The following is a 19,174-nucleotide window of genomic DNA, read 5'->3' on the forward strand; positions in this document are numbered from 1 at the left end:
GCTGCCCCGTGATCCTTCTCCTGTCCACGTCGGACACCGACCTGCTCTCCGCGCGCGCCTCGGGGATGGACTACCGGCTCGCCAACCCGAACCGGGTCACCCTCGACGAGCTGCGCGAGCTCGCCGACGCGGCGGACGTCGTCGTCGCCCGGATCCTCGGCGGGTACCGCTGGTTCGAGGACGAGATGGACATGCTCGTCGCGCACGGCACGCCGCTGGTGTGCCTGGGCGGGGAGATGGCGCCCGACGCCGAGATGATGGAGCACTCCACCGTCCCGGCCGGCGTCGCGGCGGAGGCGCACACCTACCTGGCGCAGGGCGGCACGGACAACCTCGTCCAGCTGTACCGGTTCCTGTCCGACACCGTGCTGCTCACCGGTGAGGGCTTCGACCCGCCGGTCGAGCTGCCGGAGTGGGGGATCCTGGACCGCCCGGACACCGCCGATCCCACCGACGGCCCGACCGTGGCCGTGCTCTTCTACCGCGCCCAGTTCCTCGCCGGGAACACCCGCTACATCGAGGCCCTCTGCGAGCAGGTCGAGGCCGCGGGCGCCCGCCCGCTGCCGATCTGGTGCGCGTCGCTGCGCCAGGCCCCCGCCGAGCTGCTCGACACCCTGCGCCGGGCCGACGCCATGATCGTCACCGTGCTGGCAGCGGGCGGCACGAAGCCGGCGTCGGCGCAGGCCGGCGGCGAGGACGAGGAGTGGGACGTCGCCGCGCTGGCCGCGCTGGACGTCCCGATCCTGCAGGGCCTGTGCCTGACCAGCTCCCGCGCCACCTGGGAGGACAACGACGACGGGCTGTCCCCGCTCGACGTCGCCACCCAGGTCGCCGTCCCCGAGTTCGACGGCAGGCTGATCACCGTCCCGTTCTCGTTCAAGGAGACCGACGACGACGGCCTGTCGGTCTACGTCCCGGACACCGAGCGCGCCGCCCGGGTCGCCGGGATCGCCGTCAAGCACGCCGAGCTGGGCCGGGTCGCCAACGCGGACAAGAAGATCGTCGTGATGCTGTCGGCGTACCCGACCAAGCACGCGCGGATCGGCAACGCCGTCGGCCTCGACACCCCCGCCTCGGTGGTGGCGCTGCTGCGCACGATGGCCGCAGCCGGCTACGACACCGGCGAGTTCCCCGGCGTCGAGGCCGGGGACGGCGACGCGCTCATGCACGCCCTGATCGAGGCCGGCGGGCAGGACCCGGACTGGCTCACCGAGGACAAGCTCGCCGGGAACCCGGTCCGGATCTCCGCCGAGGTCTACCGGCGCTGGTTCGCCACGCTGCCCGAGGACTTCCGCGACGGCGTCGAGGAGCACTGGGGTGCCGCGCCGGGCGAGCACTACGTCGACCGGTCGCAGAACCCCGAGGGCGACATCGTCGTCGCGGCGCTGCGCTCGGGGAACGTGACCGTGATCGTGCAGCCGCCGCGCGGGTTCGGCGAGAACCCGGTCGCGATCTACCACGACCCGGACCTGCCGCCCTCGCACCACTATCTGGCCGCCTACCGCTGGCTGGCCGCGCCGGTGTCGGACGGCGGGTTCGGCGCACACGCGATCGTGCACGTCGGCAAGCACGGCAACCTGGAGTGGCTGCCCGGCAAGACGCTCGGGATGTCCGCGTCCTGCGGGACCGACGCCGCGCTCGGCGACCTGCCGATGATCTACCCGTTCCTGGTCAACGACCCGGGGGAGGGCACCCAGGCCAAGCGGCGGGCGCACGCCACCCTGGTCGACCACCTGATCCCGCCGATGGCCCGCGCCGAGTCCTACGGCGACATCTCGCGCCTGGAGCAGCTGCTCGACGAGCACGCCAACATCTCCGCGCTCGACCCGGCGAAGCTGCCCGCGATCCGCCAGCAGATCTGGACGCTGATGACCGCGGCGAAGATGCACCACGACCTGGGCCTGGAGGAGCGCCCGGACGAGGACGTCTTCGACGACATGCTCATGCACGTCGACGGCTGGCTGTGCGAGATCAAGGACGTCCAGATCCGCGACGGCCTGCACGTGCTCGCCCAGGCACCGGCGGGCGAGCAGCGCGTCGACCTGGTGCTGGCCGTGCTGCGCGCCCGGCAGATGTGGGGCGGCGAGCAGTCCGTGCCCGGTCTGCGGCAGGCGCTCGGGCTGGTCGAGGACGGCTCGGAGACCGGGTCGCGCACCGACGCGGTGGAGACCGTCGCCCGTGCGCTCGTCGCCGGGATGGAGGCCGCCGGCTGGGACGCCGACGCCGCCCCGGCCGTCGTCACCGAGCACGTGACCGAGGACGGGGTCGACCGGGACGTCGTCGAGACGATCCTGCGGTTCGCCGCCACCGAGGTCGTCCCGCGCCTGGACGCCACCGCACACGAGCTCGACCAGGTCCTGCACGCCCTCGACGGCGGCTTCATCCCCGCCGGGCCGTCCGGCTCGCCGCTGCGCGGGCTGGTCAACGTGCTCCCGACCGGCCGGAACTTCTACTCGGTCGACCCGAAGGCCGTCCCGTCGAAGCTGGCCTGGGAGACCGGGCAGGCGATGGCCGAGTCGCTGGTCGCGCGCTACCACGCCGACCACGGCGAGTACCCGAGCAGCGTCGGGCTGAGCGTGTGGGGCACCAGCGCCATGCGTACCTCCGGCGACGACGTCGCCGAGGTGTTCGCGCTGCTCGGTGTGCGTCCGGTGTGGGACGAGGCGTCGCGCCGCGTCCGCGACCTCGAGGTGATCGACCTCGACGAGCTGGGCCGGCCGCGCGTCGACGTCACCGTGCGGATCTCCGGGTTCTTCCGCGACGCGTTCCCACACGTCCTGGCCCTGCTCGACGACGCGGTGAAGCTCGTCTCCGAGCTCGACGAGACCCCCGAGCAGAACTACGTCCGCGCGCACGTGCTGGCCGACCGGGAGCGCACCGGCGACGAGCGCCGCGCCCGCACCCGGATCTTCGGCTCCAAGCCGGGCACCTACGGGGCGGGCCTGCTGCAGCTGGTCGACTCCCGCGACTGGCGCGGCGACGCCGACCTCGCCGAGGTCTACACCACCTGGGGTGGCTACGCCTACGGCCGCGGCCTCGACGGCGTCCCGGCCCGCGACGACATGGAGAACGCCTACAGGCGGATCCAGGTGGCGGCCAAGAACATCGACACCCGCGAGCACGACATCGCCGACTCCGACGACTACTACCAGTACCACGGCGGCATGGTCGCCACGGTGCGCTCGCTGACCGGCTCCGCGCCGGAGGCCTACGTCGGGGACTCCACCCGCCCGGAGTCGGTGCGGACCCGCACCCTGCACGAGGAGACCGCCCGGGTGTTCCGCGCCCGCGTGGTCAACCCGCGCTGGATGGCGGCGATGCGCCGGCACGGCTACAAGGGTGCGTTCGAGATGGCCGCGACCGTCGACTACCTGTTCGGCTGGGACGCCACGACCGGAGTCATCGCCGACTGGCAGTACGAGACGCTGACCGGTGAGTACGTGCTGGACCCGGAGAACCGCAAGTTCCTCACCGAGTCCAACCCGTGGGCGCTGCACGGCATGGCGGAGCGGCTGCTGGAGGCCGTGGACCGCGGGCTGTGGGAGTCCCCGGAGCCGGGAACGCTCGACGCGCTGCGCCAGGCCTACCTGGAGTCCGAGGGCGACCTGGAGGACGAGGGCTGAGCCCGTTCCCGCACCGAGCCCGGGGCCGGCGGCTGTGCCCGGGCAGCCCGTCCGACACCGCGCCCGGGCGTCGCGCTCGGGCGCGGCGCGGGCCGCCGCCCAGGCCGCTCGGCTGCCGATCGGCCGGTGCGAACAGCCGAATCCGGACACGGGCGGTGACGCCTCGGACGGGATCCGTGACAGATCGACTTAGGGTGTCCTAATATCGGGAATGCCCGCTCCCGGGCGGCGATGCAGGTCCGTCCGCCCGGGAGGGGTCCAACGTCTCCTCGGATCGGCACGGTGATCGGCACGTTCGTGACGAGCCGATCGCTCAGCAGCCGTGTCGTCACGAACGTGCCGATCACGGGGCCGGCGTGACCCGGGTCCGCCCGGCCGTCACCGCCCCCAGCACCGCCGGCACGGCGACGATCAGCAGCAGGACCGGCATCGCCACCACCGGTGACCCCAGCAGCGCGAGCAGCGCCCCGCCGATCCCGACGAACGTCGCCTGGGTCAGCTGGTCCAGCAGCTGCGCCGCCGAGGAGTTCGCGCCGACGTCGGACGCCGTCGAGTGCGCCAGCGTCAGGTAGGCGATCGCCGAGAACGCGATCCCCATCCCGAGCCCGGACAGCCCCCAGAACCCGACGGCGCACCAGCCCGGCAGCCACCCGGCCGCGACCGGCACCAGCCCGAGCTGCCCGGCGGCGATCGTCGCGAACCCGGTGCGCAGCAGGGCCGAGCGGTCCCGCTCCGGGTGCCGTCCCTGCCACGCCGCGGCCCCGGACCAGCCGAGCGAGGCCACGATCAGCGGGAGCCCGGCCCAGGCGAGCGACCAGCCGTGCGTCGCGGTCAGCACCAGCGGCAGGAACGCGCCCACCGGGAAGAACGCGGCCGCCACCAGCCCGCGGGCCGCGACCGCCGCGGCGACCCCCGGCCGTACCGACGCGGTGCCGCGGGGGAGCAGCCGGCGCAGCGCCGGGACCAGCACCGCGACCGCGCCCGCTCCGGCGAGCAGCGCGAGCGGGCCGCGGTCGGACAGCGCCCAGCTCAGCGCGGCCACCCCGGCGGCGGCGCCGAGCGCGGCGAGCACCGGGGACCCGTCGGGGGACCGCGGCGGCGGCCCGGTCCCGCGGGCGGCCGGCAGCACGAGCAGCACCGCCACCGCGACGACCGGCAGCAGCCCCAGGAACACCCAGTGCCACCCGAACCGGGCCGTCACGAACCCGGCCAGCGGCGGCCCCACCAGCGACGGCAGCACCCACGCCGAGGAGATCAGCCCGAACACCGCGGGCCGCAGCCGCGCCGGGTACACCGCCGCGACCAGCACGTACACCGCGACCCCGCCGACACCGGCACCGAGCCCCTGCAGCACCCGCCCGGCGAGCAGCTGCGCCGCCGTCGTCGCCGTCCCCGCGACGAGCAGACCGGCCCCGAACACCACCGGTGCCGCGACCAGCGGGACCCGCGGACCGCGGGTGTCGCACCAGCGGCCACCGGCGGCCGTCGCGAACACCGCCGAGGCCAGGAACAGCACGAACGGCCACGCGTAGAGCCCGACCCCACCCAGGTCCGCGACGACGGCCGGCATCGCGGTCCCGACGCCCATCGACTCGAACGCGGTGAGGCTGATCAGCAGCAGGATCCCGGCGGTCGTCGCCGCACGGCCCTGCGCCCACACCCCGGGCCCGGCGCGGGCGGAGTCGACGGGACGGGCCATGACCTCACCCTGCGACCTGAACCCGGGTGCAGGTCAACCGGTTATCAGGCGGGGGAGGGGACGATCGCCTCGATCAGGTGCGGGCCCGGCTCGGCGTAGGCCCAGCGCAGTGCCGCGAGCAGATCCTCGGTGGTCTCCACCCGGCGCGCGGGCACACCGAACCCGGTGGCCAGCGCGGTGAAGTCCGGCGTCGGGGCGGACAGGTCCAGCATCCGCCCGGCTGGGCCGGAGAGGTCGGCGGACTCGGAGCCGTCGGCGCCGGTGCGGGTCATCTCCACCCGCAGGATCGCGTAGGCCGAGTTGTTGATCAGCACGGTGGTGACGTCGAGCTGCTCGCGGGCCTGGGTCCACAGCGCCTGCAGCGTGTAGAGCGCGCTCCCGTCGGCCTGCAGCGCGACGACCGGCCGGTCCGGTGCGGCGACGGCGGCCCCGGTCGCCGCGGGCAGGCCCTGCCCGATCGCGCCCCCGGTCAGCGCCAGCTGCACGTGCGCGGGCGCGGTCTGCAGCGCCGGGGCCAGCGCGGCCGCCGCGGTCAGCGACTCGTCGACGACGATCGCGCGCTCCGGCAGCGTCGCCGCGACCGCCGCCGCCATCGACCGCACGTCGAGCGGTCCCGGCCCGGGCTCCGGTGCGTGGTGCGGCGCGAGCTCGGCGACGTCCCCGCCCCCGACGACGTCGGCGAGCGCCTCCAGCGCGGTCTCGGCGTCGGACGCGGCGTCGGCGAGGGTGACGACCTCGCAGCCGTCGGGCACCAGGTCCCCGGGCACGCCCGGGTAGCCGAAGAACGACACCGGCGACCGCGCACCGGCCAGGATCAGCGAGTGCGCGCCGTCGAGCTGGTCCAGCGCCTGCTCGGCGAAGTAGCCGAGCTTGTCGAGCCGCGGGGTCCCGGCCCCGGTCTCCCAGTAGCGGGGAAACGTCTCGACCAGCAGCCGCGCTCCGGTGGAGGCGGCAATCCGGCCGGCCGCCGCGGTCCCGCGGGCGGTCAGCGCGGGCCCGCCGAGCAGGATCACCGCGTCCGGGGCGCGCAGCGCGTCGGCCGCCGCGGCGAGACGCTCCGGCGACGTCGGGAACGGCTCGGCCCTCGGCAGCGGCGGCGCCTCGGTGGCGCCCTCGGACCAGGACACGTCCGCGGGCAGCACCAGCGTCGCGACCTGCCCGCCCTGGTCGGCGGTCGCGGCGACGGCGCGCATCGCGTCGGAGGCGACGTCGCGGACGTCGCCGGTGGTGTGCACCCAGCCCGACACCGTCCGCGCGACGGCGGTGATGTCGGACTGCAGCGGGGCGTCGAACCGGACGTGGCCGGTGGCGTGCGCACCCACGATGCACAGCACCGGGCTCCCGGCGCGGCGCGCGTTGTGCAGGTTGGCCAGCCCGTTGCCCAGCCCCGGCCCGAGGTGCAGCAGCACCGCGGCCGGCCGGCCGGCGATGCGGGCGTACCCGTCGGCGGCACCGGTGGCGACGCCCTCGAACAGGGCCAGCACCCCGCGCATGTCGGGCACCTCGTCGAGGGCCTGCACGAAGTGCATCTCCGAGGTCCCCGGGTTGGCGAAGCAGACGTCGACGTCGGCCTCGACCAGCGACGCGACCAGCGCCTCGGCGCCCTTCACCGGAGCACCGTCGCGGACAGCAGCACAGCGATCATCACGGCGCCCAGTCCACACCCTGGGACGCGCGCCCGGAAAGCCGGGGTTCGAGTTGCGCCGATCACCGGCTGGCCCGGGAATGGAGGAGTGAGCGACGAGGCACCCGACCCGCGACGCTGGCGGGCGCTGTCCGTCTGCCTTGTCGCCGGCTTCATGACCCTGCTCGACGTCAGCATCGTCAACGTCGCGCTGCCGTCGATGCAGGCCGGGCTGGGCGCGTCGTCGGCGGAGCTGTCCTGGGTGGTCTCGGGCTACGCGCTGACCTTCGGCCTGGTGCTCGTCGCCGCCGGACGGCTCGGCGACGACCGCGGTCGCCGCCGGATGTTCCTCGCCGGCCTGGCGCTGTTCACCCTGACCAGCGCCGGAGCGGGGCTGGCGACGGCGGCGTGGGTGCTGGTGGCGGTCCGGCTGCTGCAGGGCGCGGCGGCCGGGCTGCTGTCCCCGCAGGTCGTCGGGTTCATCCAGGACCTGTTCGACGGCCGGGAGCGCGGCACCGCGTTCGGCCTGTTCGGCGCGAGCATCGGGGTGTCGACGGCGGTCGGCCCGCTGCTCGGCGGGCTGCTGCTGGCCTGGGCGGGTCTCGCCGAGGGCTGGCGCTGGGTGTTCTACGTGAACGTCCCGATCGGCGTCGCGGCGCTGGTCTACGCGATGCGGGTGCTGCCCGCCGACGCCGCGAGCCCCGGACGTCGCCGCCCGCTGGACCTGGTGGGGGCCCTGCTGCTGGGGGTGGCGGTCGTCGCGCTGATGCTGCCGCTGGTGCTGGCGGAACGGGACCCCGCCGCGGCGCCGTGGTGGCTGCTCGTCGTCGCCGCGGTGGTGCTGGCCGGATTCGTGGCGTGGGAGCGGCGGGCCAAGCGGGTGCACGGGCTGCCGCTGGTCGACCTGGCGCTGCTGCGGATCCGGTCCTACGCCGTCGGCGCGGCCCTGGGCACGACGTACTTCGCCGGATTCACCTCGATCTTCTTCGTGCTCACGCTGTTCTTCCAGAACGGGCTGCGCTACACCCCGCTGGAGGCGGGCCTGGTGCTGACGCCGTTCGCCGTCGGCTCCGCGGTGAGCTCGGCGCTGAGCGGGCGGCTGGTGTCCCGGTTCGGGACGGCGATGATCGTCGTCGGGCTGGGGGTGGTGCTGGTCGGGCTGGCCGTCACCGACGTCGTCCTGCGGGTCACGGCCGGGGCACCGGGCACCGGGTGGGCAGTCGCCGGGCCGCTGCTGCTCGCCGGGGCCGGGGGCGGGCTGGTGATCGCGCCGAACCAGACGCTGGCGCTGTCGGAGATCCCGCGGTCCTCGGGCGGGACGGCGGCCGGGGTGCTGCAGACCGGGCAGCGGATCGGCACCGCGATCGGGTTGTCGCTGGTCGGGGCGGTGTTCTTCGGGGAGCTGTCCGGATCGGGGGACTGGGTCTCGGCGATCTCCGACGGCCTGGTGGTCACCGTCGCACTGGTGGCCGTGGCGTTCCTGCTGGGGCTGACCGACCTGGTGCGCTCGCGCCGGGCCCCGCAGGTCGCCGGGGCGCGCTGACCCGGGCCCGGGCGAGGCGGCGCAGCTCGGGCGAGACGGCGCGGCTCGGGCGAGGCGGCGCGGTTCAGGCGAGGCGGCGTGGCAGCACCCGCGCGCACAGCAGCACGATCAGCCCGGCCAGCGGGACGACCAGCAGCCCCACCCGCAGCGACCACGCGTCGGCGACGATCCCGACGACCGGCGGCGACACCAGGAACCCGACCCGCATCAGCCAGGTGACCACGGTCAGCCCGGTGCCCGGCGCGAGGCCGGGGCGGTGGTCGGCGGCGGTCATCGCGGCCGGGACCAGCGTGGCGACGCCGAACCCGGCCAGCCCGAACCCGGCGATGGTGGTCGGCACCGTCGGGAACGCCAGCGCGGCACCCATCCCGGCGCACACCAGCACCCCGCCGCACAGGGCGACCGCCCGCTGCCCGAACCGGTCGACCATCCGGTCGCCGAGCAGCCGCCCGACGAACTGGCAGCCCTGCAGCGCCACGAACCCGAACCCGGCCACCGCCGCGCCCGCGCCGAGCCCCTGCAGGTGGATCGCCGCCCAGGTCTGCCCGGAGTCCTCGACCAGCGTCCCCGAGGTCGCGATCAGCCCGAACACCCCGAGCAGCAGCACGGTGCGCAGGCCGAGCCCGGCCCACGGCGTGCGCGGGGCACCGGTGCCGGCGCTGTCCTCGCTGCTGCCGGTGTCGCGCTCGGCCTCCTCCGGGCCGGTCAGCAGCATCGGGTACACCGCGAGCGCGATCACCACCGACAGCAGCGACGACAGCGCCAGGTGCAGCGGGATCGGCAGCGCGATCCCGGCCGCCGCGGAGCCCATGAGACCGCCCGCGACGGCGCCGACCGACCAGAGCGCGTGGAAGGAGTTGAGGATCGAGCGACCGTAGCGGCGCTGCACCCGCAGCCCGTGTGCGTTCTGCGCGACGTCGACGACCGAGTCCGCCGCCCCGGCCAGGAACATCGCCACCGCGAACAGCCCCCAGTTCGGGGCGAGCCCGACCAGCACGATGCCGGCCGCGATCGCGACCATTCCGAACGACGCCACCCGCGACGACCGGAACCGCGCGATCAGGGTGCCCGCGGTGAGCCCGGCGAGCAGCGCCCCCAGCGGGAACGCGGCGACCGCGGTCCCCAGCTCGGCGTTGCTGAGCCCCAGCTGGTCCTTGATCTGCGGGAAGCGGGGCAGGACGTTGGCGTAGACCAGCCCGTTGGTCAGGAAGACCAGGCCGACACCGGTGCGGGCCCTCCGCTCGGTCCGGCCGGGCCGTGCTGCGAGGGTCCGTTCCACCACCGGCCGAGCATGCACGACGACGCCGCGGCGCGGCCACCCGGCCGTCCCGGCCTGCGCCCATGCCCGCCCGCGCCCGTGCCTGCCCCGAGGGGCACCCTCGCTACCGCCGGTGGAGACGAGCGTGCCCCTCGGGGCAACGGGGCCGGGGCGGGCTCAGCCCGCGGCGGGGCGCTCGGTGGCCGGGGCGACGATCCGGTTGCGCAGCCCGGTGAGCCGGCCCGCGGTGCGCAGCGCGCCGGAGACGCCCTGGTAGGCGTAGCGCCGGATGCCCTCGCGGGCCGCGCGCATGGTCGCCCGGCGCTCCCGGCCCGCACCGTTCCAGGCCAGCAGCGAACGGCCCCAGGAGTCGCGGGCGAGTGCGGCGGTCCCGGCCTCGCGGGCGAACATCGCCCAGCGGTCGCCGAAGTCGTCGAGCCCGTCGCGGTAGGCGAAGACCGCGGGCCGGATGTAGGCCATCCCCGGGTGCATCCGCGTCATCGCCGGGGCGTAGTCGGCGAGCACCTTGTCCAGGCACTCGAAGCGGCGCTGCCGGTTCGCGCTGATCGACCCGGTCCGCATGAGCCGCATGTCGAGCAGGTAGCGGCGCACACCCCACATCAGCGGGTACGACGAGGACCGCGCGATCCGCAGCCACATCTCGAAGTCCACGGCCGAGGGCAGCGAGGTGTCGAAGCCGCCGACCTGGTCGAAGCAGGCGCGGCGGATCATCAGCGAGCTGCCGTTGTGCGGCGGGTCGTTCTCCACCAGGAGCCGGTCGAGGTCGACCCGGCCGGCCGGCTGCCAGCGCGGGGCGACGACCTGGCCGTTCTCCAGCATCACCCGGGTGTGGCAGTAGGCCATCCCGACGCCGGGCGGCGCCGTGTGCATCGTCGCGAGCATGTGCTCGAGGAACCTCGGGTGCCAGCGGTCGTCGCCGTCGAGGAAGGCCACGAACGGCGCGGAGGTCTCGGCCAGCGCCCGGTTGCGCGCCGCGCCGGAGCCGCCGTTGGGAACCTGCACGAGCCGCAGCCGCGAGTCGCGCGCGGCGCGGGCCCGCACGACGTCGGCGGTGTCGTCGGTGGAGCCGTCGTCGACCACGACGTACTCGAACCGGGACTCGGTCTGCGCGAGTACGGAATCGAGTGCGTCACCGATCCACGGACCCACGTTGTAGGCCGGGGTGATCACGGAGATCAGAACGTTCGTGTTCCGCACGTTCGGCACGTTAGCAAGAGGCCGTCCGAGTGGCCACAGCGCACCTTCTTCCGCCTATGATCACCCACCCGGAGTCATGAGGTGTTCGCCATGCAAACTGTCGTTGGTCCATCAGTGTGAGAAATCTCGGCGAACCGGAAACGCTCCGTGTGCGAAGGGCTGCCCGGTGCGCGCAGACGCCCAGCGCACGGGCCGGAACGCGGGTCCGGGGCGGGTCACCCCTGCCGCGCACCGCAATCCGCCGGATCTAGGCTCGCGGAATGGCGCCCGACCCCCGCGTGATGATCTCCAGGCGGCTCCGATTCCTGCCGCACCGCGCATTCGCGATCGCGCACCACGCGTTGTTCCAGGGTGAAATCACGACCTTCCGACGCCCGCGCACCTACGCACAGCTGTTGGCGCGCAAGAACCTCGATCCGCAACCGGAGCTGGTGCGCCGCACCGCGGACAAGTACCTCGTGCGCGCCCACGTCGCGGAGCGGATCGGCGCCGAGCACCTCATCCCGCTGCTGCAGGTCGCCGAGCGCGCCGAGGACCTCGACCTCGACGCGCCGACCGTGCCCTACGTCGTCAAGGGCACCCACGGCTGCGACATGACGATCCTGGTCCGCCATCCCGAGTCCGCGGACAAGGCCGCGATCCGCAGCAGGGTCCGGCGCTGGCTGCGCACCGACTTCTTCCGGCACGGCTGGCGCGAGCGGCCCTACGAGGGCATGACCCCGCGGGTGGTCGTCGAGGAGATGATCGGCGACGGCGTCACCCCGCCCGCGGACTACAAGTTCTTCGTGTTCCACGGCGAGCCCGCGATGGTCGTCGTCGACCAGGACCGGTTCACCGCGCACACCTCGACGCTGCTGCATCCGGACTGGGTGCCGTTCCGGATCTCCGGCCGGTTCGCCCAGGCCGACGCGCTGCCGGAGAAGCCCGCCGCCTACGAGCGGATGCGCGAGATCGCGCGCACGCTCGGCAAGGACTTCGCCTTCGCCCGCGTCGACCTCTACGACGTCGACGGGCACGTCTACTTCGGCGAGATCACCCACAACCCGGGCGGCGGGCTGGTGCGGCTGCGGCCGCGCGCGTTCGACCGGGCGCTGGGGGACCTGTGGCGCGACGGGACGCCCATCCCGGAGAGGTTCGTGGCGCGGCGCTGACGCGGGTCAGTCCCGCACGCGCGGGATCTCCCGGGTGATGGCGTCGCCGGACGGGCCGCCGGGCCCGGCGGCCTCGGGGGCTGGCTGCCGCAGCCAGCGGATCACCGACGGCGCCATCACGACGGCGAGCACCGCCTCACCGGCCAGCCAGGCCCACCCGACGGCGTCGACGCCCATCACCGGCGCCAGCAGCGGGATACCGCCCAGCACGATGATCGCGTGCACCAGCTGCTGCAACGCCAGCCCGAAGGTGCGGTTCGCGAGCCGGGACTTGGTCATCCACAGCGTCACGATCACCCGCGGGAACATCGAGACCATCAGCAGCTGCAGCACCAGCGTCGAGTTCTCGACGTAGACCGGGCCGTAGAACCACAGCAGCAGCGGCGCCGCCAGCGCGATCACCAGCGACGCCGGCAGCACGATCAGGCAGATCCGGCGCAGCACCGCGCGGGCGAACAGGTGCGCGCGCTCGGGCTGCCGCGCCCCCTCGACGACCAGCGCCGAGGTGATCGCGACCGACAGCATGCTCATCGCGAGGAACACCGTCTGCGCCGGCAGCAGGTACGCGCTCGCCGACTGGCTGATCACCATGACCACCAGCACCGGCAGGAACGACGACATCGCCTGGTTGAACACCTGGCCGAGGTAGTCACCGGCCAGGTAGCGGACCAGGGTCTGCCGGTCGGGTGCACCGGTGGGGACGACGGCGTCGTGGTCGAGCCCGGCCTCGTGGCGGGGCATCAGCCGTCGGGAGATCAGCAGCGTGACCGGCACCAGCAGCGCGATCACCGGTGCGCTCCAGGACGTGAACACGCCGTCGGACACCCCGAACCAGGCCACGACGACGAGCAGCACCAGCTTCACGACGCCGTAGACGCCGTTCTCCAGCGCCACCCACATCGCAGACCGCAGCCCGGTGAGCACCTGGTCCTGCAGGTTGAACACCGACCACGCCGCGGTGGAGACGACGAACCAGGCGCCGAACCCGAACGACACGTGCAGCGGGTCGCCGGGGGAGTAGGCCCAGTGGCAGTAGGCCATCACAGCGGTCGCGCCGACGATCCCGACCACGGTCGAGACCAGGTAGGAGGTCCGGACCAGCGCCCGGGAGTCCCGGCCGGCCGTCGGGAGGAAGCGGACGATCGCCTGGCCGAAGTTCAGCGAGGTCAGCACCGAGATCATCATCATCAGGTTGACCAGCGCGTTGCCCCGGCCGACCTCGTCGGTGCTGAACACCCGGGCCGCGAACACCCAGTACAGGAGCCCGAACCCGGAGTTGACGACCGTGTTGAGCATCAGGGCGTAGGCGTTGCGGTAGAGCGGGTTGCCCATCTCCCGCCGGACCGACCGCATGCGGCCGGCCACCATCCCCCCGACGCTCACCGGTCTCCCGCTGCGGGCCGGACCGGGCCGCGGACGCCGGCGCCGGTGACCGGGCGGGCGTCGCGTGCGGGGGCGGAAGAGTCGTGCACGACACCACGCTAACGGCCTGCGGTGGTCACGGGCCGTGCGGGGCGGGAGTTCAGGACGGGTGTCCGAATTGGCGTCGGGGTGTCGGCTGGACCACGGGTGCGGTCGGGCGAGCAACCTCGCTGCGTTACCGTGCGTCCGATCTGGTGACATGTCGAACCACTGGAGGCGCTGGTGCGAATAGCGGTGGTCGGTGGCGGGCCGACCGGTCTCTACCTGGGAATTCTCGCCAAGCTCCGCTCCGGTGGACGCGACGACGTCGTGCTGTGGGAGCGGAATCCGCGCGGCCGCACCCACGGTTTCGCAGTCACGTTCGGCGAGGACCTGCTCGACGACCTGTACCGCTGCGACCCGGTCAGCGCCCGCGAGCTGCGGGCCGCGGCCCGGCTCTGGAACGCGCAGTCGGTGGTCGTCGGCGACGCGCGCCCGGTGCACATCGGCGGCAAGTACGGCTACTCCATCGCCCGGGTCGAGATGATCGACCTGCTGACCCGGCGGGCCGAGCAGCTCGGCGTCGACCTCCGGTTCGGGACGACGGCACCCGCCCGCGAGGACATCGACGCCGACGTGGTCGTCGCCGCCGGTGGCGCGGGCAGCGGGCTGCGCGAGCAGCGCGCCGAGCACTTCGGCACCACGATCACCACCGGCGAGAGCCCGTACATGTGGCTGGGCACCGACCGGGACTCCGCGACGTTCCTGTTCGCCTACGAGCGGACCGCAGCCGGCTGGATCTCCATCCACGTCTACCCGTCGTCCAACGGCATCTCGACGTGCATCGTCGACTGCGAGCAGCCCACCTGGCGCGGGCTCGGCTTCGACACCATGGCCGGTGGGGACGCGATCCGCACCGTCGAGTCGATCTTCTCCCGGGCGCTGGGCGGGCACCGGATCCTCGATCCGCCGTCGGGCGCGGCACAGCAGCCGTGGCGGCGTTTCCGCGAGATCCGGAACCTGACCTGGCGGGACGGGAACCTGGTGCTCGCCGGCGACGCCGCGCACACCACGCACTTCGGCATCGGCTCCGGCACCCAGCTGGCGATGCAGGACGCCGTGGGGCTCGCCGACAGCCTGTACGGGCCTGCCCGCGACACCGCCGACCTGACCGACCCGCACGGCTACGGCGCCGCGCTCGCCGCCTACGACGCGCGCCGTCGTGCGGTGCTCGGCCCGATCCAGGACATGGCGCGGCGCAACATGCACTGGTTCGAGCAGGCCAACCGGCGCCTGGAGCGCGGCGAGGACCCGGTCGAGTTCGCCTGGGCGCTGCTCGGGCGGCGCGGCGACATGGGCCCGCTGCACTACCAGCTCCACCGCGCCACCCAGATCCCCGCGCTGCGCCAGGTGCGGCGCGGGCTCACCACCGCGCGGCGGGTGCGGCGCCAGGCGCGGCGCCGCGACCGCGCGGCGGCGGGCGTCCCGCAGGTGCAGGGTGTCCCGCGGAAGCCGGGCGTCGCGCAGGAGCCCGGCGTCGCGCAGGAGCCCGGCGTCGCGCAGGAACGCGGGGTCCCGCAGGAGCCCGGCGTTTCGCAGAAGCCCGGCATTCCGCAGCAGCCCGGCGTCCCGCAGGAGCGCTGAGCAGCGGGCCGGTGACCGAGGGCGAGCGGGCGCCCTCGTACCGTGTGTCCGCGTGCAGGGCCGTCGTGCCGTACAGGACCGTTGGGCCGTACAGGGCCGTCGTGCCGCGGTGGACTCGGGAGGGGTCGCGTGAAGATCGTCTGTGTCGGTGGGGGACCCGCGGGTCTGTACCTGGGGATCCTGGCCCGGCTGCGGTCCGGGGGCCGGGACGAGGTCGTCGTCGCCGAGCGGAACGCGCCGGGCACCGCGTCCGGCTTCGCCGTCACCCTGGGCGAGGACATCCTCGACGAGCTGTATCGCACCGACCCCGTCGGCGCGGCCCGGATCCGGGCCGCCGCGCACGTGTGGGACAGCCAGCTCGCCGAGGTCGACGGCGAGACCGTGCACCTGGGCGGGCGCTACGGCTACTCGATCGGCCGCGCGCGGCTGCTCGAGGTGCTGGCCGAGCGGGCCCAGGAGGTCGGCGTCGACCTGCGGTTCGAGCGGCCCACCGCCGTCGACGGTGACCCGGCCGCGGACCCGCTGACCGCCGACGCGGACGTCGTCGTCGCCGCCGACGGGGTGAACTCCGCGATCCGCACCGCCCGCGCCGACGCGTTCGGCACCCGGATCGCGCAGGGCCGCAACCGCTACGTCTGGTTCGGCACCTCGAAGGCGTTCCGGCCGTTCACCTTCACCTTCGAGCGCACCGACGCCGGCTGGATCTGGTTCCACGCCTACCCGGCCGCGGACTGCGTGAGCACCTGCATCGTCGAGTGCACCCCGGAGACCTGGACCGGGCTCGGCCTGGACACGATGCCCGCCGACGAGGCGATGCGGATGCTGGAGAAGATCTTCTTCCGCGCGCTCGACGGCCACGAGCTGATCGCCCCGCCCGGGATGGGGTCCTCGCCGTGGCTGACCTTCCGCGAGGTGCGGAACCTGTCCTGGCGCGACGGCCACGTCGTCCTCGCCGGGGACGCCGCGCACACCACGCACTTCGCCATCGGGTCGGGCACCGTGCTCGCCGTCGCCGACGCGATCGAGCTGGCCGAGCAGCTGTACCCCGGCGACGGCCACGATGCCGACGTGCTGCCCGCGCTGGCCGCCTACGACGCCCGCCGGCGCGCGGTGATGGGCCCGATCCAGGACATGGCGCGGCGCAGCATGGAGTGGTTCGAGACGGTCCCGGTCCGGCTCGACGGCTCGGACACGGTCGACTTCGCGTGGTCGCTGCTCGACCGGCGCGGGGACCAGGGCCGGCTGCACCGCCGGCTGCACGACCTCACCCAGGTCGACCGCGTCCGCGAGGTCCGGCGGCGGCTGACGTCGGCGCGGCGGGTGCGGCGGGCGCTGGCCCGCGGCGAGATCACCCGCGGTCAGGTGCTCGGCGAGCTGGGCTGATCTCTCCGAACACCGACCGGCCCGGCACTCCGGGCGAGGTCAGGCCTGCTCGGAGCGTTCCTCGCGGGCCAGGAACGAGCGCGTGCGGCCGTAGAAGTAGTAGACGATCAGCCCGAGCGCCATCCAGCCGACGAACCGGAACCAGGTCTCCAGGCTCAGGTTGAGCATCAGGTAGAAGCAGGCCACCGCCGCGATCACCGGCAGCACCGGGGAGAACGGGACGGTGAACGGCCGCTCCAGGTCCGGGCGCCTGCGGCGCAGCACCGGCACCGCGACCGCCACGATGATCATCGCGGACAGCGCGCCGATGGACACCATGTCCGAGAGCTCGGAGATCGGGATGAACGCGGCGATGAGTGCGCACACCGTGCCGCCGATGATCGTCATGACGTGCGGGGTGCCCCAGCGCGGGTGCGCGGTGCCGATCACCTTCGGCAGCAGCCCGTCGCGGCCCATCGCGTAGCCGATCCGGCCGATCGTCACGAGCTCGACCATCATCACCGAGGTCAGGCCGGTGACCGCGCCGAGTGCGATCAGCCCGCCGACCCAGGGCAGGCCGACGGCGTTGAACGCCGCGGCCAGCGGTGCGCCCTCGTCGATCGAGGAGTAGGGGACCATCGAGGTGAGTACGAACGAGACGCCGACGTAGAGCAGTGCGCAGACGCCCAGCGCGCCGAGCAGGCCGATCTTGAGGTCGCGGTTGGGCCGCCTGACCTCCTCGCCGAGGTTTGCCAGTGCCTCGAAGCCGGTGTAGGCGAAGAAGACCACCGCGGCCGCGGTGAGCATGCCGCCGATGCCGTAGACGGTGGGCTCCAGGCCGAAGACCCCGGACACGACCGGTTGCTTGAGGAACGTGTCCCCGCCCTTCGGCGGCTGGGCGGGCGGGATGAACGGCGTCAGGTTCTTCGTGTCGACGTAGAACGCGCCGACGACGAGGATCAGCACGCAGACCGCGAGCTTGACCAGCACCAGGACGTTGGTGAACAGCGCCGACTCGCGGATGCCGAGCACCGCGACCGCGGTCAGGACCGCGATGATCACCACGGCGCCGATGTTGACCGTGGCGTCCTCGCCGAACAGCGACGCGGGGAGGCCGAGGAGGTTGGCGAGATAACCCGACCAGCTGCGGGACACCACGGCCAGACCCAGCCCGAACTCCAGCAGCAGGTCCCAGCCGATGATCCAGGCGAACACCTCGCCGAGGGTGGCGAAGGCGTAGGTGTAGGCCGAGCCGGCGGTCGGAACCGAGGAGGCCAGCTCGGCGTAGCAGATCGCGGCCAGGGCGGCGACGACCGCACCGACCACGAACGACAGCGTCACGGCCGGTCCGGCGTGCGTCTTCGCCTGCACCCCGGCGAGGGTGAAGATCCCGGTGCCGATGATGATGCCGACGCCGAATCCGACCATGTCGCGGGCGCGCAGCGTCCGCTTCAGCGGGGAGCCGGCGCCGCCCTCACCGGTGTCGCGGCTGCGCGCGAGGATCCGTTCCACGGGCATCGTGCGGGTCACCCCCACGGTGCACCTCCCGTCGTGCGTCGGGTCCGCTCTTCCGTCGGCATCGGAGCACCGTATTCCTCCCGAGTGCGTACGGCCGGACGGCGTGCCGGATACCTGCGGCATGTCGACATGCGTATTTATGCATGAGTAGCATGGCGGGCATGGGACACGGACACGGGCACGGAACCGGCGGGGGCGACCGGCGGCGGCTGGCGACCGCGCTGGCCGTCACGCTCGTGACTGCGCTGCTCGGACTGTTCGGCGCGGTGCTCACCGGCTCGCTGGCGCTGCTCGCCGACCTCGGGCACCTGCTCACCGACGCCGGGGCGCTGGTCGCTGCACTCATCGCGTCGGTGCTGGCCACCCGGCCGGTGTCGGGACGCCGGACGTACGGGATGGGGCGGGCCGAGGTGCTCGTCGCCGCGCTCAACGCGCTGACCCTGGTCGTCGTGGTCGTGTGGGTCGCGATCGAGGCGGTGCAGCGGCTGTTCGAGCCCGTCGGGATCCCCGGAGCGCCGCTGCTGGTCATCGGCGTACTCGGCCTGGTCGGGAACGTGGTGTCGCTGCTGGTCCTGGCCGGTGGGGACCGCGGCAACATGAACGTGCGCGGTGCGCTGCTGCACGTCCTCGGCGACGCACTCGGCTCGGTCGGCGTGCTCGCCGCGGCCGTCGTGCTGCTCACCACCGGCTGGCCCTACGCCGACACCATCGCCTCGCTGCTGATCGTCCTGCTGATCCTTCCGCGGGCGCTGGCGCTGCTGCGCGAGGCGTCGCACGTGCTGCTGGAGGGCACGCCCGCCGGGATCGACACCGCCGAGGTGAAGGCCGCGCTGCTGGAGCTGCCCGGGGTGACCGGGGTGCACGACCTGCACGTGTGGGCGATCAACGACCGGACGCCTGCGATGTCGGCGCACCTGGTCGTCGACGAGACGGTCGAGGCGCACTGCGGGGAGGCGTCGGTGCTCGACGCCGCCACGACGGTGCTGCGGGAGCGGTTCGGGCTGCAGCACGCGACGGTTCAGGTGGAGCACGGGGCGCACGTGGGGCACGAGGACCACTGCGGCTGAGGCCCCCGCGCCGCCACGGCGGTTGAGGCGCTCCCACCACCACGTCGGCCGACCCCGGCCGCCGCC

Annotated in this window: 12 protein-coding genes; 6 read left to right on the forward strand and 6 right to left on the reverse strand. The window is 73.8% G+C overall.

All coding sequences use genetic code 11. The features are described from left to right. Positions 1-8: 8 nt before the first annotated feature. Positions 9-3,623 carry a cobaltochelatase subunit CobN gene (gene cobN / locus ACLE50_RS14600; RefSeq protein WP_410944074.1) on the forward strand — a complete coding sequence of 1,205 codons (3,615 nt, stop codon included), beginning with the start codon at positions 9-11 and terminating at the stop codon, positions 3,621-3,623. Positions 3,624-3,966: 343 nt separating this feature from the next. On the opposite strand, the gene ACLE50_RS14605 is transcribed toward cobN, so the two are convergent. Together ACLE50_RS14605 and ACLE50_RS14610 are read right to left on the reverse strand one after the other, a co-directional pair. Continuing rightward, positions 3,967-5,322 (reverse strand): MFS transporter, encoded by a 1,356-nt coding sequence (locus ACLE50_RS14605; RefSeq protein WP_410944075.1) that lies wholly within the window; start codon positions 5,320-5,322, stop codon positions 3,967-3,969. Positions 5,323-5,366: 44 nt separating this feature from the next. Continuing rightward, on the reverse strand, positions 5,367-6,932 hold the full coding sequence (locus tag ACLE50_RS14610; protein WP_410944076.1) for an acetolactate synthase large subunit: 1,566 nt from the start codon (positions 6,930-6,932) through the stop codon (positions 5,367-5,369). A 123-nt stretch (positions 6,933-7,055) separates the two neighbouring features. Here ACLE50_RS14610 and ACLE50_RS14615 point away from each other — a divergent pair, with 123 nt between their 5' ends. Further along, complete coding sequence (locus ACLE50_RS14615; protein WP_410944077.1) at positions 7,056-8,489, forward strand: MFS transporter; 1,434 nt, start codon at positions 7,056-7,058, stop codon at positions 8,487-8,489. Positions 8,490-8,553: 64 nt separating this feature from the next. Here the strand turns inward: ACLE50_RS14615 and ACLE50_RS14620 are convergent, their stop codons facing one another. Together ACLE50_RS14620 and ACLE50_RS14625 are read right to left on the reverse strand one after the other, a co-directional pair. Beyond that, positions 8,554-9,771: an MFS transporter gene (locus tag ACLE50_RS14620; RefSeq protein ID WP_410944078.1), complete on the reverse strand. Its 1,218-nt coding sequence runs from the start codon at positions 9,769-9,771 to the stop codon at positions 8,554-8,556. Positions 9,772-9,924: 153 nt separating this feature from the next. Then, positions 9,925-10,965, reverse strand: a complete 1,041-nt coding sequence (locus tag ACLE50_RS14625; protein ID WP_410944079.1) for a glycosyltransferase family 2 protein — start codon at positions 10,963-10,965, stop codon at positions 9,925-9,927. Positions 10,966-11,225: 260 nt separating this feature from the next. Here ACLE50_RS14625 and ACLE50_RS14630 point away from each other — a divergent pair, with 260 nt between their 5' ends. Further along, on the forward strand, positions 11,226-12,116 hold the full coding sequence (locus tag ACLE50_RS14630; RefSeq protein ID WP_410944080.1) for an ATP-grasp fold amidoligase family protein: 891 nt from the start codon (positions 11,226-11,228) through the stop codon (positions 12,114-12,116). A 6-nt stretch (positions 12,117-12,122) separates the two neighbouring features. Here ACLE50_RS14630 and ACLE50_RS14635 read toward each other — a convergent pair whose 3' ends face one another. Continuing rightward, the gene (locus ACLE50_RS14635; RefSeq protein ID WP_410944081.1) at positions 12,123-13,499 is read right to left on the reverse strand and encodes a lipopolysaccharide biosynthesis protein; all 1,377 of its coding nucleotides are present in this window, start codon (positions 13,497-13,499) and stop codon (positions 12,123-12,125) included. Between the two features lie 261 nt (positions 13,500-13,760). Between ACLE50_RS14635 and ACLE50_RS14640 the strand changes: the two genes are divergently transcribed. Next, positions 13,761-15,161, forward strand: a complete 1,401-nt coding sequence (locus ACLE50_RS14640) for an FAD-dependent monooxygenase (protein ID WP_410944082.1) — start codon at positions 13,761-13,763, stop codon at positions 15,159-15,161. A gap of 129 nt (positions 15,162-15,290) precedes the next feature. After that, positions 15,291-16,544, forward strand: coding sequence for an FAD-dependent monooxygenase (locus tag ACLE50_RS14645; RefSeq protein ID WP_410944083.1), 1,254 nt, complete (start codon positions 15,291-15,293; stop codon positions 16,542-16,544). Between the two features lie 39 nt (positions 16,545-16,583). Here the strand turns inward: ACLE50_RS14645 and ACLE50_RS14650 are convergent, their stop codons facing one another. After that, on the reverse strand, positions 16,584-18,041 hold the full coding sequence (locus ACLE50_RS14650) for an amino acid permease (RefSeq protein WP_458788557.1): 1,458 nt from the start codon (positions 18,039-18,041) through the stop codon (positions 16,584-16,586). A gap of 161 nt (positions 18,042-18,202) precedes the next feature. Between ACLE50_RS14650 and ACLE50_RS14655 the strand changes: the two genes are divergently transcribed. Next, positions 18,203-19,108, forward strand: a complete 906-nt coding sequence (locus ACLE50_RS14655; protein ID WP_410944085.1) for a cation diffusion facilitator family transporter — start codon at positions 18,203-18,205, stop codon at positions 19,106-19,108. The last annotated feature ends 66 nt before the right edge of the window (positions 19,109-19,174 follow it).

It is taken from the genome of Pseudonocardia phyllosphaerae (assembly GCF_046546475.1).
Taxonomy (GTDB): domain Bacteria; phylum Actinomycetota; class Actinomycetes; order Mycobacteriales; family Pseudonocardiaceae; genus Pseudonocardia; species Pseudonocardia phyllosphaerae.

Excerpts from the sequence above, each read along its gene's own strand:
- ACLE50_RS14630 (WP_410944080.1), top strand. The coding sequence starts at position 11,226 with ATGGCGCCCGACCCCCGCGTGATGATCTCCAGGCGGCTCCGATTCCTG.
- ACLE50_RS14655 (WP_410944085.1), top strand. The coding sequence starts at position 18,203 with ATGGGACACGGACACGGGCACGGAACCGGCGGGGGCGACCGGCGGCGG.
- ACLE50_RS14650 (WP_458788557.1), bottom strand. The coding sequence starts at position 18,041 with ATGCCCGTGGAACGGATCCTCGCGCGCAGCCGCGACACCGGTGAGGGC.
- ACLE50_RS14605 (WP_410944075.1), bottom strand. The coding sequence starts at position 5,322 with ATGGCCCGTCCCGTCGACTCCGCCCGCGCCGGGCCCGGGGTGTGGGCG.